Origin of the sequence: Terriglobus sp. ADX1, from assembly GCF_036877645.1 — a bacterium.
In the GTDB taxonomy this organism is placed as follows: Bacteria; Acidobacteriota; Terriglobia; order Terriglobales; family Acidobacteriaceae; genus Terriglobus.
In genome coordinates this window covers 16,244-41,999 of record NZ_JAEDXV010000002.1, presented here as the reverse complement: position 1 = coordinate 41,999, position 25,756 = coordinate 16,244, and the positions used below count along the sequence as shown (strand labels likewise).

21 protein-coding genes are annotated in these 25,756 nt (G+C 57.0%); 15 read left to right on the top strand and 6 right to left on the bottom strand.

Annotated elements, in window-relative coordinates; all coding sequences use genetic code 11:
• The first annotated feature begins 13 nt into the window (after positions 1 to 13).
• From JAO32_RS01910 to JAO32_RS01890, 5 genes are all read left to right on the top strand, one after another.
• Positions 14 to 757, top strand: a complete 744-nt coding sequence (locus JAO32_RS01910) for a gamma-glutamyl-gamma-aminobutyrate hydrolase family protein (RefSeq protein ID WP_334236937.1) — start codon at positions 14 to 16, stop codon at positions 755 to 757.
• Between the two features lie 3 nt (positions 758 to 760).
• Positions 761 to 1,390 (top strand): 16S rRNA (guanine(527)-N(7))-methyltransferase RsmG, encoded by a 630-nt coding sequence (gene rsmG, locus JAO32_RS01905; RefSeq protein ID WP_334236935.1) that lies wholly within the window; start codon positions 761 to 763, stop codon positions 1,388 to 1,390.
• Between the two features lie 107 nt (positions 1,391 to 1,497).
• On the top strand, positions 1,498 to 2,328 hold the full coding sequence (locus JAO32_RS01900; protein WP_334236933.1) for a ParA family protein: 831 nt from the start codon (positions 1,498 to 1,500) through the stop codon (positions 2,326 to 2,328).
• A 37-nt stretch (positions 2,329 to 2,365) separates the two neighbouring features.
• Positions 2,366 to 3,286, top strand: a complete 921-nt coding sequence (locus tag JAO32_RS01895) for a ParB/RepB/Spo0J family partition protein (protein WP_334236931.1) — start codon at positions 2,366 to 2,368, stop codon at positions 3,284 to 3,286.
• Positions 3,287 to 3,371: 85 nt separating this feature from the next.
• On the top strand, positions 3,372 to 4,145 hold the full coding sequence (locus JAO32_RS01890) for a methyltransferase family protein (RefSeq protein ID WP_334236929.1): 774 nt from the start codon (positions 3,372 to 3,374) through the stop codon (positions 4,143 to 4,145).
• Here JAO32_RS01890 and JAO32_RS01885 read toward each other — a convergent pair.
• Together JAO32_RS01885 and JAO32_RS01880 are read right to left on the bottom strand one after the other, a co-directional pair.
• Positions 4,142 to 5,218, bottom strand: coding sequence for a hypothetical protein (locus tag JAO32_RS01885; protein ID WP_334236927.1), 1,077 nt, complete (start codon positions 5,216 to 5,218; stop codon positions 4,142 to 4,144). The genes JAO32_RS01890 and JAO32_RS01885 overlap by 4 nt on opposite strands.
• Positions 5,219 to 5,322: 104 nt before the next feature.
• Positions 5,323 to 5,634, bottom strand: a complete 312-nt coding sequence (locus JAO32_RS01880) for an HU family DNA-binding protein (protein WP_334236925.1) — start codon at positions 5,632 to 5,634, stop codon at positions 5,323 to 5,325.
• 354 nt (positions 5,635 to 5,988) lie between these two features.
• On the opposite strand from JAO32_RS01880, the gene JAO32_RS01875 reads away from it, so the two are divergent.
• Positions 5,989 to 6,375 carry a hypothetical protein gene (locus JAO32_RS01875; RefSeq protein WP_334236923.1) on the top strand — a complete coding sequence of 129 codons (387 nt, stop codon included), beginning with the start codon at positions 5,989 to 5,991 and terminating at the stop codon, positions 6,373 to 6,375.
• Positions 6,376 to 6,441: 66 nt separating this feature from the next.
• Here the strand turns inward: JAO32_RS01875 and JAO32_RS01870 are convergent, their stop codons facing one another.
• Positions 6,442 to 7,137, bottom strand: a complete 696-nt coding sequence (locus JAO32_RS01870; RefSeq protein ID WP_334236921.1) for a DUF2461 domain-containing protein — start codon at positions 7,135 to 7,137, stop codon at positions 6,442 to 6,444.
• 351 nt (positions 7,138 to 7,488) lie between these two features.
• Between JAO32_RS01870 and JAO32_RS01865 the strand changes: the two genes are divergently transcribed.
• From JAO32_RS01865 to JAO32_RS01855, 3 genes are all read left to right on the top strand, one after another.
• A complete protein-coding gene (locus JAO32_RS01865) occupies positions 7,489 to 8,427 on the top strand; it encodes an SPFH domain-containing protein (protein WP_334236919.1) in 939 nt (312 codons plus the stop codon).
• A gap of 144 nt (positions 8,428 to 8,571) precedes the next feature.
• A complete protein-coding gene (locus JAO32_RS01860) occupies positions 8,572 to 9,375 on the top strand; it encodes an SGNH/GDSL hydrolase family protein (RefSeq protein ID WP_334236917.1) in 804 nt (267 codons plus the stop codon).
• A gap of 12 nt (positions 9,376 to 9,387) precedes the next feature.
• Positions 9,388 to 10,539, top strand: a complete 1,152-nt coding sequence (locus JAO32_RS01855) for a cation:proton antiporter (protein ID WP_334236915.1) — start codon at positions 9,388 to 9,390, stop codon at positions 10,537 to 10,539.
• Between the two features lie 5 nt (positions 10,540 to 10,544).
• Here the strand turns inward: JAO32_RS01855 and JAO32_RS01850 are convergent, their stop codons facing one another.
• From JAO32_RS01850 to JAO32_RS01840, 3 genes are all read right to left on the bottom strand, one after another.
• Positions 10,545 to 11,498 (bottom strand): DUF2950 domain-containing protein, encoded by a 954-nt coding sequence (locus JAO32_RS01850; RefSeq protein ID WP_334236913.1) that lies wholly within the window; start codon positions 11,496 to 11,498, stop codon positions 10,545 to 10,547.
• A gap of 32 nt (positions 11,499 to 11,530) precedes the next feature.
• Positions 11,531 to 12,910, bottom strand: a complete 1,380-nt coding sequence (locus JAO32_RS01845) for a DUF3300 domain-containing protein (protein ID WP_334236911.1) — start codon at positions 12,908 to 12,910, stop codon at positions 11,531 to 11,533.
• A gap of 226 nt (positions 12,911 to 13,136) precedes the next feature.
• A complete protein-coding gene (locus JAO32_RS01840; RefSeq protein WP_334236910.1) occupies positions 13,137 to 13,748 on the bottom strand; it encodes a hypothetical protein in 612 nt (203 codons plus the stop codon).
• A 737-nt stretch (positions 13,749 to 14,485) separates the two neighbouring features.
• Here JAO32_RS01840 and dnaN point away from each other — a divergent pair.
• From dnaN to accD, 6 genes are all read left to right on the top strand, one after another.
• A complete protein-coding gene (gene dnaN, locus JAO32_RS01835; RefSeq protein ID WP_334237315.1) occupies positions 14,486 to 15,652 on the top strand; it encodes a DNA polymerase III subunit beta in 1,167 nt (388 codons plus the stop codon).
• Positions 15,653 to 15,998: 346 nt separating this feature from the next.
• A complete protein-coding gene (locus JAO32_RS01830) occupies positions 15,999 to 17,852 on the top strand; it encodes a hypothetical protein (protein ID WP_334236908.1) in 1,854 nt (617 codons plus the stop codon).
• Positions 17,853 to 17,925: 73 nt separating this feature from the next.
• Complete coding sequence (locus tag JAO32_RS01825) at positions 17,926 to 19,974, top strand: alpha-galactosidase (protein WP_334236906.1); 2,049 nt, start codon at positions 17,926 to 17,928, stop codon at positions 19,972 to 19,974.
• 267 nt (positions 19,975 to 20,241) lie between these two features.
• Positions 20,242 to 23,541 (top strand): TonB-dependent receptor, encoded by a 3,300-nt coding sequence (locus JAO32_RS01820; protein ID WP_334236904.1) that lies wholly within the window; start codon positions 20,242 to 20,244, stop codon positions 23,539 to 23,541.
• Between the two features lie 112 nt (positions 23,542 to 23,653).
• Positions 23,654 to 24,751 (top strand): sialidase family protein, encoded by a 1,098-nt coding sequence (locus tag JAO32_RS01815; protein WP_334236902.1) that lies wholly within the window; start codon positions 23,654 to 23,656, stop codon positions 24,749 to 24,751.
• 124 nt (positions 24,752 to 24,875) lie between these two features.
• Positions 24,876 to 25,715, top strand: a complete 840-nt coding sequence (gene accD / locus JAO32_RS01810) for an acetyl-CoA carboxylase, carboxyltransferase subunit beta (protein WP_334236901.1) — start codon at positions 24,876 to 24,878, stop codon at positions 25,713 to 25,715.
• Positions 25,716 to 25,756: the final 41 nt, after the last annotated feature.

The window sequence follows — 25,756 nt, the reverse complement described above, 5'->3', positions numbered from 1 at the left end:
GTATCATCAGGAGATGAACCGCCCACGCATCCTGATCCCGATCCCAACCAGCTTCGACGAGCCCTATAACGCCAAAAGCTGGCCGGAATACGCCGCTGCCGTGGAAGCCGCAGGTGGTGAGCCAGTGAAGGTGGCGATGAACCACTCCGTAGCGGATCTAAAGGAGATGGCACGTCAGGCCGACGGCATCCTTCTACCGGGCAGCGGTGCCGACATTGACCCCGTCCGTTACGGGCATGATCGCGATCCCGCTTCTGCTGATCCCGATCCCCTGCGCGACCAGACTGACCGAGCCCTGTTCGAAGCGGCGGAGGAGACAAAGAAGCCGCTCCTGGGCATCTGCTTCGGAACCCAGTCCATGAATGTCTATTACGGTGGCACGCTCATTCAGGATTGCTCGCCTGTCCCGGTAAACCATCGCGCTGGCCGCGCCGTAGCCGTGGCCCATGCCGCACAATTCTCGCAGGACAGCCGCCTTGGGCGCATCCTGAAGCAATCCGGTGAATCGACCGCAGTGGATGACGAATTCGCGCGCATCCCCGTGAATAGCAGCCATCATCAGGCCATCGCATCGCCTGGCGACAATCTACGCGTGGTCGCCCGATGCCCTGAGGACGCGATCATCGAAGCTGTAGAAGGTTTTGATCCAAATCATTGGCTCATAGGAGTACAGTGGCATCCGGAAAGAACGGTGGATTCCAGCGCAGCATCGCGGGCAATCTTCGCCGACTTCCTAAAAGCGGCAGCAGGAGTCTGAGCCATGCTCTACGTCCCATCCCGCGACCATATCGCTGCTCTGCTTGCGCCTTATGCGGAACACCTTCCTGCCGAGACGCTCGAAAAGCTCGAAGTCTATCTCATGCTTCTGCTCCGCTGGAACCAGAAGACCAACCTGACCGCCGTGCGCGATCCGGAAATGCTGGTGCAGCGACAAATAGGAGAAAGCCTGTACGCAGGACGCCTCCTGAACGGCGCGGAAACCCTGCTTGACTTCGGTTCTGGTGCTGGATTCCCCGGGATTCCGCTGCAATTACTCCGTCCTAAGCTGAAGATCACCCTGGCAGAGTCGCAGGGCAAGAAGGCTTCGTTTCTAAGGGAAGCCGTACGCACACTCAGTATCGACGCCGAAGTCTGGCCCAACCGTGTAGAGGCGATGCCTGCGGAACGCACCTTCGATATCGTTGCCCTCCGCGCCGTCGATCACACCGAAGCCATGCTGCCAGTCGCAGAAACACGCGTAAAGAATAACGGAGCCATGCTGCGCTACCTCCCGCTGGAGGGTGCGGAATCCCTTCCGGGATGGGCATTGGAGTGTTCTTTGACCGTTCCACTTTCACAGGGCTGTGTATCCCTGTGGAAACGTTTGGAAAGCTCAAATCACGGGCAATAACACCAGAATCAGTGTTCCACGTGGAACGTTCTCCACAGCATCTCCTCAGGTGTTCCACGTGGAACAATACTCAGTCAACCACCTTCCTGCTACTCTGGCGAAGCGCCATGGGCAAAGTCATAGCAGTCGTCAACCAGAAGGGTGGCGTGGGAAAAACCACGACCGCGATCAATCTTGCGGCAGCCGTTGCGTTCAATGGCCTGTCGACTCTGCTGGTCGATTGCGACCCGCAGACCAACGCTTCCGGCGGTCTCGGCGTAGGCCGCGATCCCGACCGTAAGACTGTATATGATCTGCTTCTGGGCGAAGTCACCGCCGCAGAAGTCACGGTAGACACCGGAATCGAAAATCTCCGGCTGATTCCCAGTTCCAAAGACCTCATTGGTGCCAACTTTGATCTGGCTCAGCAGACGGAACGCGAATTTCGTCTGCGCAAGGCATTGGAAGATATTCGCGACTCCTATGACTTCATCTTCCTGGACTGCCCACCCGCGCTTGATTTGCTGACTCTGAACGCCTTAGTGGCAGCCGACACACTCCTGGTCCCCATGCAGGCTGAGTATTTCGCCCTGGAAGGCATCTCCGAATTAACCGGAACCCTTGACCGCGTAGCTGCGGCATTCCAGCCAGATCTGGGGCTGGAAGGCGTCGTACTGACCATGTACGATCCGCGCACCTCGCTCTCGCAGCAAGTAGCAGAAAACATCAAGGGCTTCTTCGGCGACAAGCTTTACACCACAACTATTCCCCGCAATGTACGTGTGGCAGAAGCACCCAGCCACGGGTTGCCGGTCATCGCCTATGACGCCAAGTCTCGCGGCGCCGAGGCCTATCGCGATCTCGGCCGCGAATTGCTCGCCCGCAATGGCGTCTTCACAACCGAAGGCAATCCGGCTGGAGCCGTAGTTCACGTACCCGACGAAGAATCTGAAGAGTAACGACTGCCCCTAGTGGGTTAAAGACAGGAACCACATCATGTCCGACGTAAAAACACAGGATCCCAAGCGCAGGGCCCTTGGACGAGGGCTGGAGGCGCTGCTCCCCACCCGGCAGACCGCTCCCGCCGCCGCCCCAGCACCAGCCGCTCCCGCAGCACCCTCTGGCAAACCGCTGGAAGTGGACGTCACGGCCATCGTCCGCAACCCTTTTCAAACGCGTACCCGCTTCGATGAAGAGGCGCTGAACGAACTGACCCAGTCCGTTGCGGCCACCGGCGTAGTGCAGCCCATCATCGTGCGCGCCTTGTCTGCGGGTAAGTATCAGTTAATTGCTGGCGAACGCCGCTGGTTGGCATCCCAGCGAGCCGGCAAGAAGACGATCCCGGTCGTCATCCGCGAGGTCTCCGACGAGCAGGCGATGGAAATGACCATCGTAGAAAACCTGCAGCGTGCTGACCTGAATCCCATGGAGCAAGCTCGGGCTTACGAGCGTCTGGGGCGCGAATTCAAAATGACGCAGGAACAGATGGCACAGCGCACCGGCAAAGAGCGCGCCTCTGTGGCCAATTTCCTGCGACTCCTGCGGTTGCCCCAGGCTGTACAGGAGAAGGTAGAAGGCGGAGATCTGAGTTTCGGCCATGCGCGCGCACTGTTGGCACTGGAATCGGAAGCGCAGATCCTGGCTGCAGCACAGAAGATTCAGGCTCTCAGCCTGTCCGTCCGTGGCACGGAAAATTATGTGAAGGGGCTGCTGGATCCCGAGCGTAAACTTGGCAAGGTCAAAGCCGCCGAAGAACCCGAGATCGATCCCAATGTGAAAGCAGCGCAGGACAAATTGCAGCGTTCGCTCGGTCTGAAGGTTCGCATTGAGGACACTCGCGGCAAGGGGCGTGTGGTCATTGAGTACAGCAACCTGGAAGATTTTGACACGTTGTTGACCATGCTCTCCGCAAATTAACGTTCGCCGCAGAGATCGCCACCGCTATCTCCTAAATTCTTAGGAGATAACTCCTAAACGTTTAGGACTGGAAGTACGCTACATCATGATGCAAGCCACACCGTTCGAGTACAAGCACCGTTTTCTGATTCATGGGTTGATTTACACGCTCTGTTTTGCAGCCCCGTGGCCGGATTATCACAATGGTTTCCACGGCATTGCGCTGTGGAGCTTCATTCGTAATGGCAGCGTGTGGTTCCGCATCGCAAACAATCTTTCCCAGCCGCAGTATGTACGCTTCGCACACTTCTGGAACGGCACGCTGATTCTCATTCTGCTCTTTGCCTTCGCAGGTGCTCTGTTGCGCACATGGGGCGCTTCTTATCTTGGAGCCTCCACCGTTAAGAACGGAGGCATGGAAGGAAATCGAGTCATTGCAGACGGCCCATTTCGTTTCGTTCGCAATCCGCTTTATCTGGGCACCATCCTGCACACCGTTGCCATTGCGTTCCTCATGCGGCCAGAGGCAGCAGCCCTCTGCATCATCCTCATCACGATTCTGCAACTGCGCTTGATCGGCCGCGAAGAGCCATACCTGATGGGCCACCTTGGTGAAACCTATCGGGCTTATGTTGAAGAGGTCCCACGCATCATCCCTTCGGTAAGGCCATGCACGTCTTCCGGTATAAACCAGCCAGACTGGAAGCAGGGCATCCTCAGCGAGTTCTACATGCTGGGCACTGCCGTCTCTTTCGCCGCACTGGGATGGGCTGATGGCTTTAATTGGGAGAACACGGTGCCACACGTTATGCAAGGCATCATCATCTCGCTGGGTATATCCATCGTCCTTCGCGCATTCATTCCAAAGTCTGAGTTCTAAGTCGTCGCCAACGCGCGCTCCGCATCGCTGAAAGGCCGCGAGCGCGCCACGGAGATGCCGCGCAACGGATTCTTCCGGTCGCCACCAACAGCGCAATAGAAGTGATACAGGTCGCCGTTGTGCATTACGACAGACGGCTTGTGCGCGTAGATGCCGTCCACCGATCCGGGCGCACCCACATCCACCACGGGCGCTTCCTGCTTCGTTGCGTGGAATAGATCTGGCCCACTCGCCACCAGGTCGCGTGCCACACCTTTGTCATCCAGTCCAAAGTAGAAGAACGCCCATTCCCTGCCGTTCTTCAGCACGCATGGATCGCTGGCAAAGTGCACGTCATATGACCCTGCTGGCCCATTGCGCAGGATGGGATTCCCTTCGTAGCGCGTCCACGTTTTCAGATCACGCGACATCGCCACGCCCGTCTGCTCATGCCACGGTCCCGTGGTGTGGTCCTTCGCGTTGTAGAAGAGATAGAACATATCGCCATCGCGCAGCAGACACGGCTTGTACAGGCCGCCACGTTCCCACGCTGCCCCATCTTCCGGACGCAGAATAATCTCACCCGGCGTCCACACAAGACCATCCTTGCTGTGCGCCAGCCCGATCACCGCAGCGCCGCTCTCATATCCCTGCGAAGGATACGCGTGATACGCGCCCACGTAGCTTTCCTGCACACGCTGAATACGCCCCTGCGATGCCAGATCGTTCTCACGCAGAATCCAGTTCATCGCCACGTTGTACTTCAGCCCAGGATTGCTTGCGTCGCGCCGCAGAATGCAGCCCACCTTCTTCCATCGCAACAGGTCTTCTGACGAGGCAAGACCCGTCTGATAGCCAATGCCATCGAAGGCAACAAACGTCATGTACCAGAGGTTGCCATTGCGAAACACAAACGGGCAGTCGACGCTCTTGCTGTCATACGCGTTCTCTTCATGTGACGGCCCCAACACAAGCCGATCCAGCTTGTAGGGCGAGAGCAGCGAATGTGGCTCAGCACTACGAGGCGCAGCATAAGCATGCGAAGCAGCAAGTGCAGACAGTGCAACAAAGCGCCGGCGAGAGAAGGAATGCATGGCGACTCCCTTATACGTCAGCGACAAGGCAAAGCAAAAGCCGCGACAGCGCATGGCCGTCGCGGCTTTGTGTGCTTGTGCGAAGCGTCTGCTCCGCGGCAAAACTACTTCTTGGCAGCAGCGCCCTTAACCGGAGCGATTGCGTCCTTCGCAGCCTTAGCCACGCGGAACTTCACAACGGTCTTCGCCTTGATCTTGATGGCTTCGCCGGTCTGCGGGTTGCGGCCGGTACGTGCCTTACGCTCTGCCTTCACCAGCTTGCCCAGTCCGGGGATGGTGAACTCGCCGTTCTTCTTCGTTTCCTTCACGGCGGTTGCAGCCAGCGTGTCAAAGAACAGGGCAACCTGCTTGTTGGGCAGTTCGAGCTGTTCTGCGATGGTGCGGATCAGTGCGGTCTTGGTCAGTCCCTTTGCCATTGGTGGTACTCCTTCGTTTTTGAGAAAATCTCTTGGATCGTAGGTGGTGGTTCCGCCTGCAGAAATCGCCAGTGTTCATGCGGGTTCCACAACCGTTCCGCATATCAAGATGGACTTTCGCGAACCGGTTGTCAATCGGTAAACATTGGTTTTTTCCGGTTTTGTTGGGTTTTTATCGGGTTTTCTGTGGAAAGGTGCCCATCCGGGTACATTCAGAGTTCCAAAACTGCACTTCTGGCCGCAAAAATCGCTGGATTTTCTGAAACCAATCGCGCGCTCTCACCCGTCTTTAGGCTCAGACTCCGGCCGTCGCAATCTCCGGCCAGAGTATTGCTGAGTGAAGAAAGAACTGCCATGAACATGACAACGATCCGTACCTTCGCCACCCGCCTCGGCGTCGTGGCTGTCTGTAGCGCAGCACTCTGCTCCACGCCGATGCTGGCCCAGGGCCGCGGCATGATGAGCCCCGAGCAACGCGTTGAGGCCATCGACAAGGCCGTCACCCTTACCCCGGATCAGAAGACAAAGATCCTGGCGCTCTACACCGAAGACCAGAAGAAGATGCAGGCCCTCCGCGACGCGCAGGACCCCGACATGCGCTCCAAGATGATGGACATGCGCAAAGACGAGAACACCAAGATCAAGGACATGCTCACCGACGACCAGAAACCCAAGTTCGATTCCTACGTCGCATCCATGCCCATGGGACGCCCCGGCGGCGGCCCTCCTCCGCAGAATTAACTTCTCTCCGAAAGCGGCCCTCTCCGCTACCGGGCCAGGAGTTGGATGCTCCCGGCCCGGGCCTTTTTAGAAGAACGTTCGCCGCGGTGTCTTCACCAACAGCGGAGCATTCAGAAGGGCAACCAAAGGGGTCGCAGCACGGAAGCGCTTCACAATCTCATCGTGCAATTTCGCTGTCGTCGCCACCTCCGCCGGCAGCGTTACAGACAGTCCCCACTTCCGATCACGCAAATACTCCGCCGCCGGATCATCCGCCGCAAAGCCCTTCGGCACACGCGTCAGCGGCATCGTCTCCTGGTCCGGCAACAGCTTGCGCAGCTTCTTGTCATTCATCAGCGCGCGCATCGCTTCATGGTTCTGTTGCAGATGCCTGCGAATCGCCAACATCTGCTCCGGCTGTGGCATGAATGCACCCACTGCAACGACAACGTCGTCTGCACCAATGTGCGCATAGAACCCCGCACCGCTTGTCTTGGCCAGTGAAGAAGGCGACCACCATGCACCCACATGCGTCTTGTACGGCTTCTTGTCGCTGCTGAAACGCGTATCGCGATAGATGCGAAACATCGCTTTCGGCGCGGGCTTCACACAGTCCGGAGCAAAGTCCGCCATCGCATGATTCACTTCGTCAATCAGCGCAAGCCACGGTGCTTTCACTTCCGCTTCAAACACACTCTTGCGATCGTTGAACCAGTTGCGATCATTGTTGCGCTTCAGGCTTTTCAGAAAACGAATCGCGGCAGGAGAGAAGTGTGTCGGCATGACGTTTTAGATTCTATGCCGCAACAAAAAGAAGCAACGTCGTTCTGCATCGAAACGAAAGCTCAACCTTCTTCCAGCTGCGAACCCGAACCAGTTTCGCAAAGCGAAGCTCTGACGCGCAGCTTCAAACGGTACGAAGTACCGTCATCCTGAGCGAAACGAAGTGAAGTCGAAGGACCTGCATTCTTATCCTCCACTACAACGCATCAGGAGAGCCAAGACATACGCCGCGGCAAAAAGAAGCACCGTCACAACCCTTGCATTGTCTTATTCAAAAAGGAATATGCTTAGCTATGGCCATAACATCGGTCAGAAAGTCGTTGTGTACTCGGCCCGGAGGGGCCATTCTTCATGGAAGCCTCAGGTTTTCCGTTCGCAGGAATTATCCTCGTCATTCTTGGTCTTATTGCCCTCTTCACATTGCTCAAGACTCTGTACACCGTCCGCACTTCGCAGGCCGGTGTTGTGGAACGCTTTGGCAAATTCCATCGCATCGTGCGCCCCGGCCTGCACGTACTTATCCCATACGGTGAGCGTGTCTTCTTCGTCGATCTGCAGGTACAGCAGGCGCAGTTCTCTGTTGAGACCAAGACACGCGACAACGTCTTCGTGCAGATTCCTGTCAGCGTGCAGTACCAGGTCGTCGACGACAAAATCTTCGACGCCTTCTATCGCCTCTCGCGGCCGCAAAAGCAGATTGAAAGCTTCGTCTTCAACTCCATCCTCGGCCACGTGCCCAAACTCACACTCGACGAAACCTTCGAGCAGATGAGCGGCATCTCCATCGCCGTGAAGACAGAGCTTGATCACACCATGCACGATTTCGGCTTCAACATTCTCACCGCGCTGGTCACGGACATCATCCCGGACAGCAAGGTGAAAGAAGCCATGAACGACATCAACGCCGCACAGCGCAGCCAGGTGGCAGCCATGGCGCGTGGTGAGGCCGACAAGATCCTGAAGGTGAAGCAGGCGGAAGCAGAAGCAGAAAGCAAAGCCCTGCAGGGCCGCGGCATCGCTGCAGAACGCCAGGCCATCATCGACGGCCTGCGTGCCTCCATCGAACACTTCCGCGAAGCCGTTCCCGGTGCCACCGCAGAAGATGTCATGGCGCTTGTCCTGCTCACGCAGTACTTTGACACGCTGAAGGACATCGGCATTCGCAGCGGAACCAACACGCTGTTCCTGCCCAACAATCCCGGCGCTGCCAATGACTTCCTGCAGCAGATCCTCGCCGGTCTGAAAGCAGGAACACACCGCGGCACCATGAGCGAATCCGTCACAAAGTAGTCACCGTACAGCAACAACAACAGAGGGTTGCGATACATCATCGCAACCCTCTTCTGCTGTTCTCGCATTGCGCGACGGTTATACTTCGTCGCATATGAAGATGGCTGCGCGACTGCTTGCTCTCCTGCTCTTTGTCCCCTTGCTGTGCCACGCACAAAGCAAGCCGTACACGCAGCTCTACGTCTCGGCGACAGCTATTCTGATTCTGGCGCAGGCTACGTTGACGGCAACGGCCCAACCGCCATCGTCTATCTGGCGCAGCGCCTCAACATTCCCTTCACCTACTTCGGCGATCCCAAGACACAGACCGAACACCCCATCCGCGAAGGTCTCAACTTCGCCGTCAGCGGCGCGCGCACAGGAGAAGGCAAGGGCAGCTATGGCCCGCATCATGAGTTGTTAGGTCGAGGCATGTGGAACCAGGTCGACGAATTTTCTGCATTAGTGAAAGCAGGCGATGTACGCTTCGATGCAAAGCAAACCATGTTCTTCCTGCTCGGTGGTCTGAATGATCGCTCACTCCCCGCAGGCGAAACACGCGCCAATGAAGAAGCGCTCATCGACACGCTCTACTCCCTCGGTGCACGACGCTTCACGGTCGCGTTACTACCGGTGAAGATTCCGCAATTCGCAACAGCAGGAGAACGGGCCAACGCCGAACTCACCTCATTGCCGCAAGAGATGCAGACAAAATACCCCGACATTCAAATCGCACTCAGCAACTGGGGTTCGTTCTTCGATCAGGCCATCACGCATCCAGCGCAATACGGCTTCACCAACACCACAGACAAGTGCGCCGGTCGCGCTCTGCGCAACGAAGATCCCACCCCGTGCGCCACACCCGAAACCTACTTCTTCTATCACGAAGGCCACCCCTCCACCGCCGCACATAAAGTCGTAGGCGACATGCTGTACAACGAAGCAGTATCCCTCAAGGACAAGCCGTAGTTAGATAGCGCTATGCACATACCAGCCCAGACGGTGACGTACCTGATCTTGATTTTCGGCCTGCTGGTTGTGCCCCGTGCACTCCAGCGATTCCGCATACCTGCGCCTCTCACCTGCTTTGCTCTCGGCATTGTCGTCGCCATCTTTTTCAAGCGGATCGTCGGCGACCCTGTTCAAACTGTCGTCGCCACTTTAGGAATCGCGGCGCTCTTTCTTCTTGCCGGTCTTGAGGTAGATCTCGTCGAGATCCGACGACAGCTTCCACGACTCAGTGGATACCTCGTCAGCCGCGCACTCTTTCTCACTGCATTCGCATGGGTGGGCATTCATTATTTCCATATGTCATGGCAGGCAGCCACGCTGCTCTCGCTTGGTCTGTTAACACCATCCACCGGTTTCATCCTCGACACACTACCTCACTCCGGCCTTGACCCCAGCGAGCAAATGGAGGTGAGCATCAACGCCATCGCAGGCGAAATCATGGCGCTCATCCTGCTCTTCTTCCTCTCGCAATCGGGCTCCATGCTTGCACTTGGAACGTCCGCGCTTATTCTTCTTCTACTCATCGTTGTTACACCGTTTCTGTTTTTGTTCTTCGGGAAATACATCGTTCCGTATGCGCCCGGTTCTGAGTTTTCTCTTCTACTCATGGTTGGCATCGTCTGCGCCGTCATCACGCAGAACATGGGCATCCATTACCTCATCGGAGCATTCATCGCAGGTTTAATTGCAGGTCTTCTCAAGACACGCATGGCCACGCTTGCCTCAGACGAAAACCTGCACGCTGTGCGCCTGTTCTCTTCCTTCTTCATCCCCTTCTACTTTTTTCATGAAGGCATGGATGTCCCAGCTGGCGCACTCGTTCTCAAGTCGCTTCTCTATGGAGTACTGCTCGCCGTCATCGTGATGCCAATACGGCTCGGCAAGAACTGGCTGCAGACACGCTATCTCTCGCGCAGAACGGCGAAGGCTTCTTTTCGCGTCGCTATCGCACTGGAACCAACGCTGATCTTCACACTCGTCATCGCAGGCGTTCTCCACGAAGCCTTCCATATTCCCGATGCTCTCTACGGAGGACTGCTCGTCTACGCAGCAGTCACAACAATCCTGCCATCGCTGGTTCTCCCCAGCGTATCGATTCCACCAGAACCAGAAGCGCAATAGGTAACTTACTGAACGATCTTCCAACTTGAATCAGGATCGAACGCCGTCATCCCAGTAACAGTCTGGACCGTGTTTGCTCCCAGATCCTTCTCCAGCAGCACGCCATCCTGGTTCATGATGAACGTCATCACGCCTGAGTTCCCATACTGCGCTGGATACGCAACGAAGGCGAAACCATTCGTCATCTTTCCATCCACGAGATATGACTTCGCGCCACCCGGGGCTTTATCCGTCTGGCTGTTGAGCATCTTGAACAGATAGCCGTGAAACGTCGTTTGCCCCGCCGGGTTTGCCGTGTATCCCTCAGCGGTTGCAGAATCAGCTAAAGGACCAAGCGGGCTCGGCGGCTGTCCTTCGCTGGTCTTCCAGTAAAGTCCGTTCTGCTTACCCGGATCACTTAGAAACTTCGTCGCATATTGTTTCGCAGGCTGACCATCATGCGACTGCGCGAAGTATTCCGCCTGCGCATCAGCAATGCCTTGCGCAATATCTATTACGTCAAACTCGTTCTGCCCCACACGCCGCGAAAGCACTTCTTCTTTTCCCGCTGCCGTATCAAAGAACCATTTGCCATCGCCACCCTTCTTGAGCGGAATCGGAAACGGATAGTTATCCGCACCAATCACCAGCGACTCGCTGCCATCCTCAAGCCTGCGCCAACGATGCATCTCGTCATAGCGAGCGATAAACTCCGCTGCAGCATTCTTGTCTTCAACCGAATCACCGGAATAGATCACCTGCTTCGTCTCCGGCCCGAAGATAGCCTGGATAGTGCCTTCATCTTTCAACTTCACCGCTGCAACAAGAGCATTCGCAGCGTCGTCAGGAGAGGCGAACGTTTTCGTAGAAGACTCTGCCGGCGTGTTGCTCGCAGAGCGATGACAAGCAGCCAGCGGAAGAAACAGCGTGAACGCCAGCACCCGGGCCGAAAGCGCAATTGTGCGGTTTTGCATCGACATCTTCCCTTCTCCAGAAACTGTTCTCGTAAACGCTACCTGCGACCACGGAAGCCACCACCACCGCGGCTTGCCGCGCCGCGTGCACTTGCCTGCCTCGCTTGCCAGCCGGTGCCGCCTCCACCAAAAGCTCCGCCGGCCCGTTGAGCGCCATAGCCACGGTTACCGCCTCCATTGGTGTAGACATGCCCGTTGACGTCGACTGCCTTATTGCCATTGGCAGTCCGAACTGCGGCAGCACTGTTTCCACGCGCTCCGGTCCCAGCAACAGCGGCACCACCGCGAGAGTTCTCGGCAGCAGCAACACTACCGCGCGCAGTGGTTTCATGCTGCGTGTAGGTCGTCTGGCCGTTCCTTGAGACGACTGAGCTTCCCGCATTTCCATACGCGTTCGCTACCTGGTGCGTGGAAGCATAAGCGCCAGTGCGAGCGTTATAAGCCTGCCCTGCGGCAGCCGCACCATTCGGTCCTGCAACAGCACCGCCGCGCGCAGCCGTTCCGGTGTACGGGTTGTAGGCCTGTCCTGCTGCCCGCGTCCCGTACGGCGTGGAAACGGCTGCACCACGCGCATAGGTTCCAGTGGTGGGGTTATAAGCTCTTCCGGCAGAAGCCGCGCCATACGGTCCATAGGCCGTCACGCTGGAGCCATACACTCCGCCGCGCCATGCTCTGTTGCCGTAGTAAACACCGCTTCGGTAAACAACCGCTCCGCCATGCCAGTTGCAGTTCCAGTAGCCCCAACCCCAGCTACTGTTTATGGCCGCACCCACGGCAATGCCAACACCAAAGGCAAGTAGCGCCGTTCCCACAACAGCCGCAGTGCTATAGCCCGGTGTCTGCACCGGCGCACCGTACACCACAGTGGGGTTGTATTGGGGAACGTACACCACCTGCGGATTCGTCGGTTGAATCACAATGACATCTGGTGACTGCTGCACCACCGTGATCTGCGAACCCGTCTTCAGATTTCCAGCAGCCTTTGCCTTCTTACGCAACGACTGAACCGCCGACATCACCTGTGCAGGCTGCGTGTGGTACGCCTCGCCCAGCGACGAGGTCCAGCTCAGGTTCTTTACCATGTTGTCCAGCACAGTCGGAAACTGTGTCAACGCCTTCACGCTAGGGTCCCACTGCTGCTTGTCCACGGCCTGCGAGAGCGCCGTACCGGTCAGCTTCTTGTTCTGCTCCAGCCAATCGTGTGCAGCAGTTACCTGATCGGGAAACGTTGCTGCTCCCAGCACCTGCGCAACCAGCGCATCAGGATAAAGCGCAATCGGCGCCGCTATCTGTTCCAACTCAGCTTCAGAAAGTGGTGCAGGCTGCGGAGCGGAGTCCGCGGCTGGCGCCGGTGCCTGTTCTTGAGCAAGAGCATTCAGTTCCGATGCGGGGAAGACCAACAGAAAACTCAAAACCACCGCTAAACACTGCTTGAAACAGGTCCCGACCATCTCGTTCCTCCCCTGCAGGAAAGACAATTGGCGATTGCGTTTCTTTCACAATGCAACGCAAACGCTAGGTCAGTACACACATCTCAAGTGCAACAAGGTACTGTGAATTCAAACAGTGTCGGAGCTGTATTTTCAGCACGCCAAAGCATTTGGAATACCGGTTGTGACGTCACGACTGCCTCTGGAACAGAGGCTACTTTGCCAACGCCGCGGGGATCGGATTATCCGGGCGCTCCGTATCCCAATACACCTGCAGAATCCAGTACCGGGTACCGTCGTTCATCAACTCCCAGCTATTCACGCCACGCGTTTGTGGCGTGGTGTCCGTGGGCGTGTGAAAGATCGCGTACGACTCATACACATGCGTCATGTGCCCAAAGCTCTGCTTCTCATACGCAATGGGCTTTTCGTAGAACGTCTGGTTTCCCGCACGCGCCTGGTAATCGTCGGTGGAGAGAATCGTCAGGTCCGCAGGCCCGGTTTTGCTGTGGCGCACGATCATCATCCGTCCTGCCCCCGGAACAAACAGGCTCTTGAAGCGATTCCAGTCGCGCGCCTTACTCGCCTCGCCAGAAATGGTGTCAGACAGCGCCTGGATGATCGCCTCAGGCGACTTCACATCCTCCGGGTTCGCCTTCGGCCAGTCCGGGTGTGACGCAATCACTCCCGGCGCAGGTGCCGGGCGCGGAGTCGCCACCACCGCCTGCTGCTGTGCCCCGCTGATCTGCATCGCCATCAGCATCCCTATCGCCAGAATCGTCGTTTTCATCGCCATCTTGCTCTTTGCACCATTTCCGATGCTCACCGTAACAAATTCTTCACATCTTCCCCAACCGCAAAAATCAATTGGGACCGGCGATCCACAGAATCCTGGAAACCCTGTGGAAACAGTGGACAAACCCGGTATTCCTCAGGCCAAACGCCGCGCCTGTGGATATAAAAGGCCAAATAAACACCGCAATCACGCGGTTCGGCACTCGGTTTCCACTTCCACACGGCCCCTCCGTGCACATTGCCTGTGAGGAAACCTGTGGAAGACGTGTAAAGCCGGTCACATCATTTGAAATGTCCACCCGGCGACACACATCTTCCGTTCTTCATGAACACTTTTTCTGAATCTCGTACACCACTTAACTCACGCCATAACAGTGAGATATGCCATTCATCCACATTTCCTCGCCAAACGATGACGACGACTATCTCAATCTTTTCTTTTCACTCAGGTTCTTAAAAGCAGTCCTCGCATCAGCCAGGTAGGAGCTCACCCAGGGCTGTGTCTCTGCTTTCCACGGTTTGTGCCGTGCCTTCCACATCCCCCTCCTCGTTACGATCAATCCTGTCAAAACCATCACGCACCAGCTTTGTAACCGGGGATCAAAACCACCCTTGGGAAACGCAGCAGCGCGGTGATACGCTGAAATCCACTCAGGCACCCGGCCCACAGTCCGTTCCGTAGCTGACTCAAACCGATGCCGCCGCACACAGATTTGTCCTGAACTCTCGGAGGTCTCTCCCGTGTCCACCACTGCTTCGCTCCCTTCGATGGAAACCAGCGGCGCCGCTCCAACCGGCAATCTCGATATCACGGTCACGCGTGCGGAACTGCTCCGCGAACTGACCGCCGCACAATCCGTCGTGGAACGGAAGACGACGATTCCCATCCTGTCGAACTTCCTCTTTGAGGCGGACGGAGAGCGTCTGACCATCACGGCGACGGATCTCGATCAGAGCCTGCGCACCTCCTGTCCCGCACGCGTAAAGAAGTCCGGTGCATGCACGGTCCCTGCGCGCAAGCTGTATGACTACATCCGTCTGCTGCCTGAAGGTGACATCTCCATCAAGCTGATGGACAACCACTGGGTGCAGATCCGTGCCGGTCGTTCCAACACGAAGATGGTGGGCATGGCACGCGCCAACTTCCCGCAGGTGCCGGAATTTCCTGCAGTGGGTTCCGTCAAGATTGCAGCACCGTCGCTGAAGAGCATGATCTCGAAGACCATCTTCTCCATCTCCAGCGAAGAGTCGCGCTATACGCTCAACGGCGCGCTGCTGGTGCTCAAGGCAGAGTCCATGGCCATGGTCGCAACCGATGGCCACCGCCTGGCCCACGTGGAGCGCTTTGGCGAAACACTGGAAGGTGTCTCCGGCGAAAAGAAGACACTCGTCCCGCGCAAAGCGCTTGGTGAACTCTCTTCTCTGCTCGCAAACACGCCCACCAGTGAAGACAACGACTTCATCGAATTTGCTGACGATGAGACCACGCTATTCTTCCGCATCGGCGGACGCGTTCTCACCAGCCGCAAACTCACCGGCCAGTTCCCCAACTACGAAGCCGTCCTGCCGCGCGACAACAATAAGTTCGTTATCGTGCGCAGCGAAGACCTCATGGGCGCACTGCAGCGCGTATCGCAGTTTGCGGACGAGCGCAGCGGTGCCATCAAGATTCGCCTGGAGCAGAACGAACTCCGCATCTCGTCCTCGTCCACAGACGCGGGCGAATCGGAAGACTCCATCGAAACGCCATACAACTACGATCCACTCGTAGTTGGCTTCAACTCGGCCTACTTGATTGACTTCCTCAAGGCCATCGGCAACACCGGCGAAGTACGTCTCGAATTCAAGGACGCACAATCCGCAGGCCAGATGCGCCCGGAAGACTCCAACGAAGACCAGAAGTATCGCTACATCCTGATGCCTATGCGCATCTGACGATCTGCCATTGGAGGCCTCGACGCGTTAAGCGCGTGTTCGTGCAGAAGACAAAGACTCAAGAAGCCCGGCCTCGCGCCGGGCTTCTTGCATATCCGGTACTTCCGCAATCTCTCAGCGCCTACGGAGTATTAACGCGAAGGAGTAGAGTTCTCTCCAGGAGAATTGCGTAGATATTGCGCTTCACCGGAGTTTATGAGTCACCCTAATGGATGAAATTTACCCATTTTTGCTGCACTAGACTCAAACCATCTCCCCAACGCTTCCCCCGGCGTAATCCAGCCGATCGCGCAGAGACCAGAACCCACGCGTAGCCGCCTCGGCACAATTTGAAAAAGGAAGAATCATGTCACATCGTCAAGTGCACGCAGGCCTGCGTGGCCTGATGTCCCACGCCATGTCCACTTTGAATCCAGAATCGAAACATAGTGGCTGGCTAAGTCTTTTGCTGCTGGCGCTGCTGCCGTCCGTTGCAGCCGCACAGTCCCTGCAACTCACTTACGGCGCGAAGGGCATACAAACCCTTTCGTTCAACGGTCAAACCCTCGCAGATGTGGGCGCCAATCCTTCTGACAGTTTTCACATCTGGCACATGAAGGCCACAGACCTGGCTGGCAATCTAAGCACCGATTCCCAGTCCGGCTGGGGTGAAAGCAACAACGGCACCAGTTGGGACGCATCCTCCAACACGGAAACCTATTACTTCAACTGGGGTTCCATCGCGACCCAGTTCGTTCAGAACGGTAACCAACTGGACATGGTCGTCACGGAGACAAACAACGCAAGTTCCGGCCTGATCTTTGACGGCGCTGAGATCTATCCGCTGGTGCTGCACTTCCCGCAGGATCCGAAAAACTTCAACGGTTACACCCAGTACGCCATTACCACCACAGGGCCCGGCGTCAGCGTTGCGGACTTCGGTTCCGGTGTCGTTTCAGCCGTATTACCAGACGAATCGCAGCCAATGTATACCGGTTGGAAACAGGCTGGCGCGAACGCTTACAGCCCGTTGATGACGTCCACCGCGCCTGATGGTCTTGCTACTTTCCTGCCGCACAACGACCGTCCCGTGCAGCCCGGCACCAGCTTCACGTATACCGTGTCACTGCGCTTTGCAGCAGCCAACACCACTCCCAACGCCTCAGACGCGTATGCAAGCTTCGCGAAGACCTATCCCAGCCAGATGACCTGGTCAGATCACCGCCTCATTGGAACTGCATTCCTCGCCAGTTCGCCACAAGACGGCTCGGACAAGACGCAGCCCGGCGGCTTTCCAACCAATCCGCGCCGATACTTCAACGACGCATCGGTCGATGTGACTACATCTGTTGGTCTGCAGGCGTTCCAGAATCGCATGCTTGCGGTCGCACAGGCCAACGTAGTCAACACGCGCGCAATGAACGGCCAGGGTGTGATGACGTGGGATATCGAGGGCCAGCAGTACCCGCAAGACACCAGCTACGTCTGCTCGCCAGACCAGGTGGCTACGGTTGCTCCAGAGATGGAGTCTACGGTGCTCGATCCGCAATCGCCCTACCAGGGGCAAAGGCTTGACGATGCGTACTTCGGCATCATGACCGGCGCTGGCCTAAAGGTTGGCGTGTGCCTCCGTCCGCAGGTCTTCACCCTCAGCGGCGACGGCCGCGCCACCCAGAACTTCCTCACGTCCAACGACCAGATCATCGCGAACCTTGAGCAAAAGGCCGCGTACGCCAACTCTCGATGGGGCGTCACCATGTTCTATGTGGACTCCACCGTCGACACGAATGGCGGAACACTCGATCCGGCAATCTTTCAAAAGCTGATCACCGATTACCCCGCATTCCTGTTCATTCCGGAAGAAAGCACGCCGCGTTACTATGCATACACCGCGCCGTTCTACTCTTTCATCTTCCATACCGACATCGGTACCGATGCTTCCGTCTACAACTACTATCCCAACGCGTTTGGCGTGAACCTAGTGAACGATGTATCGCAGGCCACGCTGAACAGCTATCTCCCCGCGCTGACACAACAGGTCAGTAAGGGCGACATCCTGATGGGGCTTGTCGATTACTGGCAGGAAAACGATCCCATCCTTGCGTCGATCTACAGCTCTGCTGGCGTGTCGGCTCCTCCGGTGTCGACCACTCCACCGGTCACGTCTTCGGACGTTTCTCCGGCCACCACACCGAAACACCATCGTCGTTCGCGCAGTTGAAGCCCACTGCAACCTTCATCGCATCACATAACGCAGGAAGGCAATCCGCTCATGGCAGGCTATGCTGTCTGCCATGAGCTTCTGCCTCCACCGCACGCTGCGAAATCTGTTGCTCTTCACCGCATCACTCGCCATCGCTTCCGCATCGGCACAAACAGCCAGCTTCCAGGGCTGCTACGCGCGCTGGTCGGCAACAGAACTCACCGTCGGCAACACACACTTCGAACGTCGCTGGCAGATTCGCAACGGCCATCTCTACGCCACATCCTTTCAGGATCGCGACGCGCATAAGGAGTGGCTCACAGGCCCCTCACGTCTACCATCGCCACGCATCGCAGGAACACAATCTGACGCAGCCATACAGATTCACGCAGAAAACGGTCGCACCAATGCTGTAGAAGCAGCCTCGCTGCAACTCCGCATCGACATCGGTTCCGATCAGCATCTACGCATGAAAATCTTCCCTGATGCCACCGGCATTGAAGAAGACTTCATCGCACCCGCAGACGCATCCTCACAAAACAACACACCACAAACCATCGCCAATGGCAAAGAAGCCGAAGCAGCTAAAGCAAAGAAAGACAGCGAATCTGCAATCGACGAATTCTCTCTGCAACCGCAACATCTTCGCCTCACAGAAGTCACATTGCGCGACGTAACAGACACGCACAATCAACTCGTCAGCACGCGCGAATGGATGTTCATGAACAATGAAGAAGACATCCTCGCGCGGGGCAACGTAGTGTACGTCGAAGATGTTCTCAGCGGCGCAGGCCTCATCTTCCTGAAACAAGCTCCATTGCCCGAGGCACGCGCACAGCAATCGCCATTCGATCTACGCATGATGGCATCGGATCGAACCGTGCGATTCAGCGGCGCTGGTTATCCCTTCGCAGTGCTTGCATACTCCGGTGGTCGCAGCGGACGCATCCGCGCATTGCACACCTATCAACGCCAACTCCGCACATACGAACCGCAACGCGATGCAGCCTTCCTCAGCAACACCTGGGGCGATCGCAATCGCGATGCACGCATCAACGCAGAGTTCATCGCAAAAGAAATCGATGCAGGCGCAAAGCTGGGCGTCGATGCCGTTCAGATTGACGATGGCTGGCAATACGGCAAATCCATGAACTCCGCAGTAAAAAGCGGCGGTGTGTGGAGCGGCTTCTGGGCCAACTCGTCGCACTTCTGGGATGTTGATCCGCAACGCTTCCCGCAAGGATTAAAGCCTCTCGTACAGCAGGCCGCAACACACCACATGAAGTTCGGTCTCTGGTACGCGCCCGATTCCTCCAATGATTTCGCCAACTGGCAACGCGACGCAAACCGCATATTGGAACTGTGGCGCAACGATGGCGTGCTGTACTTCAAGTTCGACAGTATCGTCATGAGCACACCCACGGCAGAGCAACACGTGCAGCAGATGTTTGATCGCATCCTCGCGGAAAGCAAAGGCGCCATCACCATTGATCTCGACGTCACCGCAGGCCGTCGCCCCGGCTACTTCGGCATGATCGAAGGTGGCACCACATTCGTTGAAAATCGTTATACAGACTTTCATCGCTACTATCCGCATCTGACGCTGCGCAACCTCTGGCAACTCTCAGATTTTGTCGATCCCATCCGCCTGCGTATGGAGTTCCTCAACAACACGCGCAACACGCAGCGCTATGCAGACGATCCACTGGCACCCGCAAACTACACGCCGGACGCACTCTTTGCCAGCGTCATGTTCTCCAGCCCGCTTGGCTGGTTTGAAACCTCCAGCCTGCCACCGGCATACATCGCATCCGCGTCACCACTCGTCAGCACATGGAAGCGTGAACGCGAGCGCCTCTTCCGCGGCGCCATTGAACCCATCGGCAACGCACCTGACGGCGTGTCATGGACCGGCTTCGCCTCTACGGATAACGATGGAAAAGGTGGCTACCTGCTGCTCTTCCGCGAAGCAAATCACAATGCACAGTGGACCACGCAACTACCCGCAGGTTTGTCTGCAAACGCAAAGCTGACGGTCCTGGCAGGGAAAGGAACCGCAACGCTGCGTGGCAATGAAGTCATCGCAACGATCCCTGCTACGCTGCAATATCTCTGGCTACGCATAGACAGCACGCGCTAGCCACCCCACCTGTAGAAACCTCAACCTGTCCTCAAAAGTGCCATAGCGGTGTCCACAGGATGCCGTGAGCGGAGCCATATCTCGGGCAGTTTTTGCCTCCGGGGACGACGGGAGCATCCGTCGCACACGATATGTCGACATATCGTCGAATATGTGTTGACAAAACCATTCTTCAAAAAATAATTTTGGTGGGCTTCACCTGAGCGACGTACGCAGTTCGCGAAGCGAAACATCACCCCCCGATCCGTTATGAGGCTTTCGATACCTATGTTCAATCGGCTACGCTTTCCGCTCGTTGCTGCTTCCCTGGCGTTGTGCGCTGTCACCATGACCGGCCTGCGGGCCGAAGCACAGGATCTGAACGGCAGCATTGTTGGTACGGTAAAAGACCCAACCGGCGCCATCGTGCCCGGCGCAAAAATCGTAGTCACCAACGTAGGAACCTCGGCGGCCACCACAGCCACAGCGTTGACTGATGGCACCTTCACTGTGAAAGTCCCGCCGGGCATCTACAACATCAACATCTCTGCCGAAGGCTTTAAGGCGGTGCAGATTCAGGCGCTGCGCGTGGAAATCAACGGCCAAAGCCGCGCAGATGCCGCTCTTACCATCGGCGAAACGTCGGAAGTGGTGAACGTTGCAGCCATCTCCAACACGGTGGACACCACGACCTCCACGTTGAAGGAAACAGTTAGCGAAGCCACCATTCAGGAAGCTCCGCTGAATGGGCGCAATCCGTTACAACTGATTCTTCTCGTACCCGGCGTTGTGCGCGATCCGCGCGCCAGCGTCACCAGCGGCAACACGTATCCGGGTGCCAGCGGCATTTCCATCAACGGCAATCGTTCCAACACCACAAACTACATTCTGGATGGCTCAAGCAACAACGATAACTACGTCAACGCGCCCGCGCCCATGCCCAATCCGGATGCGCTGCAGGAGTTCAGCGTGCAGACGAACAACTTCGGCGCAGAGTTCGGTCGTTTGCCCGGCGGCGTAGTCAATGCGGTGACCAAGTCCGGCACAAACCAGTTGCACGGCAGCGCCTTTGAATACATCCGCAACAACATGTTCAACGCCGCAAATCATTTCTCTGCGGTGACGAACGGCGTAAAGTCTGACGATGGTTTGAAGCGCCATCAGTTTGGTGGAACACTCGGTGGTCCCGTGTTGTTGCCGCATCTGTACAACGGTCGCGACAAGACATTCTTCTTCTTCTCGCTGCAGGAAACGCTGGTACACCAGCGACCCAATTCCAGCAGCGCAATCGTTCCCAGCGCAGCGCTGCGCGCCGGTGATTTTTCTGCGGTAACAAACCCGCTGTACATTCCGTTTGATCCTGCTCGCGGCACCTATGCGAACAAACAGATCCCACTAATCAGCCCGGTAGCGCAAGCCATCCTGAAGTTTGTTCCGGTCGCTCCTGCAGGAACACCGGTCAACGCGCAGGGTGGTCAGACGGTCTATTTCAAAGGCCTGAACAACACGTCCGACCTGCAGTTGCTAGCGCGCATCGATCAGCACTTCGGATCAAAGAACACATTGTCTGGCAGCTTCTTCCGGTCTGAGCAGAATGCGCAAGGCTTTCTCGACCCCGGCAACTACCTCGCGTTGAAGAACGCAGGCAACTGGATCTATCAGCGCTATCAAGCCAACGACACGCATATCTTCAGCGCCAGTCTGCTGAATCAGGCATCGTTCGCTTACCTGCACAACTACTACAAGAACACGCCGGTATATCCATCGCAAACACTACCAGCATTGGGCGCAAACATTTATGTTCCACCAGGTCAGACGGAGTACATCTTCTCCGTGTCCAACTTCTTCGGCATGGCTACAGGTGACACCAACGCATTCATCCGCGACGAATATCAGGGCATCGACACCGTGCGTTGGAATCTCGCACGTCATTCCTTAAGCTTTGGCGGCGAATACTACTTCGGCACCGGCGACAACATTAACAACTTCCAGCAGAACCCCACGTACACATTCGCAGCGCAAAGCTACACGCCAAATCCAAACACAGTTGCTGCCAGCACAACCAACAGCTTTGCGGATTTCCTGTTGGGTCGCTTCAGCACCTTCCTGCAAGGCGCAGGCGAATACAAGAACACGCGTTACAACCACTGGGCTGCATTCGCAGAAGACAGTTGGAAGGTGAACACGAAACTTGTGCTCAACTTCGGCGCACGTTATGAGCCGTTCCTTCCCTACTACGACTTGAATAACAAGTTGGCCGTATGGTCACCCGGCACACACAGCACGCTCTATCCCAACGCCCCCGTAGGTGTATTGTTCGTGGGTGATCCCGGTGTCCCGCACGGCGGCTTCGCTGCAACGTACACAAACTTTGCTCCACGCGTGGGCTTTGCCTACGACGTGTTTGGCAACGGCAAAACCAGCCTGCGTGGCGGTTACGGCATCTTCTACGATCAGCCCAACACCATCACAACCAACAATCAAACGGATCAGGCGCCCTTTGCACCTGTGATCACGCTCACGAGCTCCGCGGCAAACAGCACAGAGAATCCATACGCTGGCACCACCAGCCCTTTCCCGTATCCCACGCCACCTTCCAGCAACGCCACGTTCCCGCAGTACACCACGCAGTATGTGTACAGCCAGCGCATGCGCAACGCGTATACGCAGTCGTTCAATCTGCAGCTACAACAGGACCTGGGCAAGGGAACAATCTTCAGCCTCGCGTATGCCGGTTCAGAAGCATCGAAGCTTCCAATCGCGCGTGAGTTAAACGCGGCTGTCTACACGCCGGGTTCATCCAGCACTGCCAACACAAACCAGCGTCGTCCATACGCGCCTGCAATGGGTGCCAGCACCATCCTTGAACCTGCAGGCTCCGCGCACTACGGTTCGCTTCAAACGAATGTGCGCCACACCTTCAGTCATGGAATTTCGCTGCTCGCGAATTACACATTGGGGCACGCCGTCGATAGCTGGTCTGATACCAAGACGCTATCCAGCGCGCGCGCCATTCCCACCAACTCTCGGTATGACATTGGCCCTGCAGACTTCGATCGTCGCAACGTGCTCAACGTAACCTCGATCGTCCGTCTACCCTCACCGCGTGGCAACGCCATCGCGCGTACTGTCCTCGGTGGTTGGCAACACACCATGATCTTCAACTACACCAGTGGCTATCCCTTCAGCATCCTGTCCGGTCAGGACAACGCGTTGACGGGCACGCCCAACCAGCGCGCGAACCTGGTTCCCGGTGCAGTCGTATCGCTTGGCAAACGCTCCACGGCTGCAACGCAGGCAAAGGCGTTTAACACCGCCGCATTCACGCAACCCACGTTGGGCACACAGGGCAACACGGGCCGCAACTCCGTGCGTGGCCCGGCCTTCACCAATGTCGACATGGGCATGCTCAAGGAGTTCGGTATCGCAGAGCATGTGAAGATGGCCTTCCGCTTTGAAGCCTTCAACGTGTTCAACCACACCAACCTCTCCACACCTACGAACACCTTGAGCTCAGGCAATTTCGGATTGATCACCTCAGCCTACGATCCTCGTATTCTCCAGTTCGCATTGCGTCTGTCCTTCTGATCGCAACACGCACAAAATCGAACTCATTATGAAGTACTCCATTGCGACGCCGAGAAATTTTTCAGCGTCGCAATGGAGAAACATTCTTACTGCTTCCATCGGAGGACACCCATTGCGTCTCTCAACTCTGACGACTCGCGGTCTGCTTCTGCTCCTGTTCTGCTCTGCCTCGGCGTGGGCACAAAAGGCAAGCGAACTCATCTATGACATCGGCTCCACCAACTTTCCTTCCAGTCATGCTTCCACCGTGGTCGAACTGAAGAATGGCAACGTCATGTCCGCCTGGTTCGGCGGTACCGCTGAGGGCAAATCAGACGTTGCTATCTGGGCAGCCACCCGCACCAGCACAGGGTGGGAGAAGCCAGTAGAAGTAGTTCGCGAACCGGGAACGCCCTGCTACAACCCCGTGCTCTTTTACACGCACGACGGGCGCCTGTGGCTCTATTACAAATTCGGCCCTAGCCCCGCCACGTGGAGCGCGGGACGCATGTACAGCCTCGACAACGGCAAAACATGGTCTGCACCGGAACATCTTCCGGCAGGCCTGCTGGGCCCCATCCGTACTAAGCCACTCGTTGAGGCCGACGGCACCATCGTCAGCGGATCATCGATTGAAAGCTATCGCACATGGGCCGTATGGATTGAGCGCAGCACCAACAACGGTGCCTCATGGGCAAAGATCGGTCCCATTGTTCCGCCCGCAGACCTGGACCAGAAGGGTTACGGCGACGGCAAATCCAATGCCGTAAAAGATGTGCCTGGATCAAACGACTGGAAGTTCACGCAGGGCATCATCCAGCCCACGGTTCTTCAGGTCTCCGGCAAGCATCTGCGCCTGTACGCACGCTCCACATCCAAAACGGCACGCGTCACCATCGCTGACTCCTATGACAACGGCCTCACATGGACTCCCGCAAAACCGCTGGAAGTACCCAACCCAAACTCCGGCATTGATGCGGTGATACTCCGCGATGGCCGTGTCGTCCTGATCTACAACAACACCACCACCGCGCGTACACCGCTCAACCTCGCGGTCAGCAAAGACGGAGAACACTTCACCATGTTCCGCACACTGGAATCGGAACCCGGCGAATACTCCTACCCCGCAATGGTCGAAGCGGCCAACGGTGATCTCTTGATGACCTACACCTACAACCGCAAAACCATCAAATACGTCCGCCTCGCACTCTCTGATGTGCCACGTCCGTAAACCGATACCTCCCTGCTTCGCTTTGAAATGCTTCCTGATCCGGGTGCGATCAGGAAGCATCATTTTGCCATATCCTATCCCCGCAATCCCTGCCTCCGCCAAAACAGATACACTAGGGAACGCGATGGCTTGGTTCAAACGGCAAGGCAATGAGATCGTCTCGGAGGCGGAGCGTACCGTCCGTACCGAAGGTTTGTGGGTCAAGTGCCCGGATTGCGGCAAGGCGATCTTCCGCGCGGAACTGGATGCAAACCTTCAGGTCTGCCCCCACTGCGGCCACCACTTCAAGATGGACGCACGTCGGCGCATCGAACTGCTGCTGGAACCCGGCTACGAACTCGTCGACCTCGACCTCAAGTCGACCGACCCGCTGAACTTCACGGACCTCAAGCCCTACAAGAAGCGTCTGGTGGAAGCGCAGTCCAAAACCGGTCTCAACGACGCCATCGTCAACGCCGTAGGCAAGCTCGGCAACCACAACGTCGTCATCTCTGCCATGGAATACGGCTTCATTGGCGGTTCCATGGGCGCTGTAGTTGGTGAAACCATCGCTCGCGCCGTAGATCGTTCGCTGGATACGCGCAGCCCTCTGGTCATCATCTCCGCCAGTGGTGGCGCACGCATGATGGAGGGCATCGTCAGCCTCATGCAACTCGCCAAAATCTCCACCGCGCTGGGACGCCTCGCCGACGAGAAGATTCCCTACATCAGCCTCATGACCGACCCCACCACCGGCGGCGTCACGGCATCCTTCGCCATGCTCGGCGACCTCAACATCGCAGAGCCCGGAGCCCTCATCGGCTTCGCCGGTCCCCGCGTCATCGAGCAGACCATCCGGCAGAAGCTGCCCGAAGGCTTCCAGCGGTCAGAGTTCCTGCTGCAGCACGGCTTCCTTGACGCCGTGGTCTCGCGCAAGGACACAAAGGCCTATCTGGATCGCGCCTTCACCTGGATGACCGCCTGATCTGTCCCAAACTGGTTCAGTTGGAGCTATTGTTCCTATCG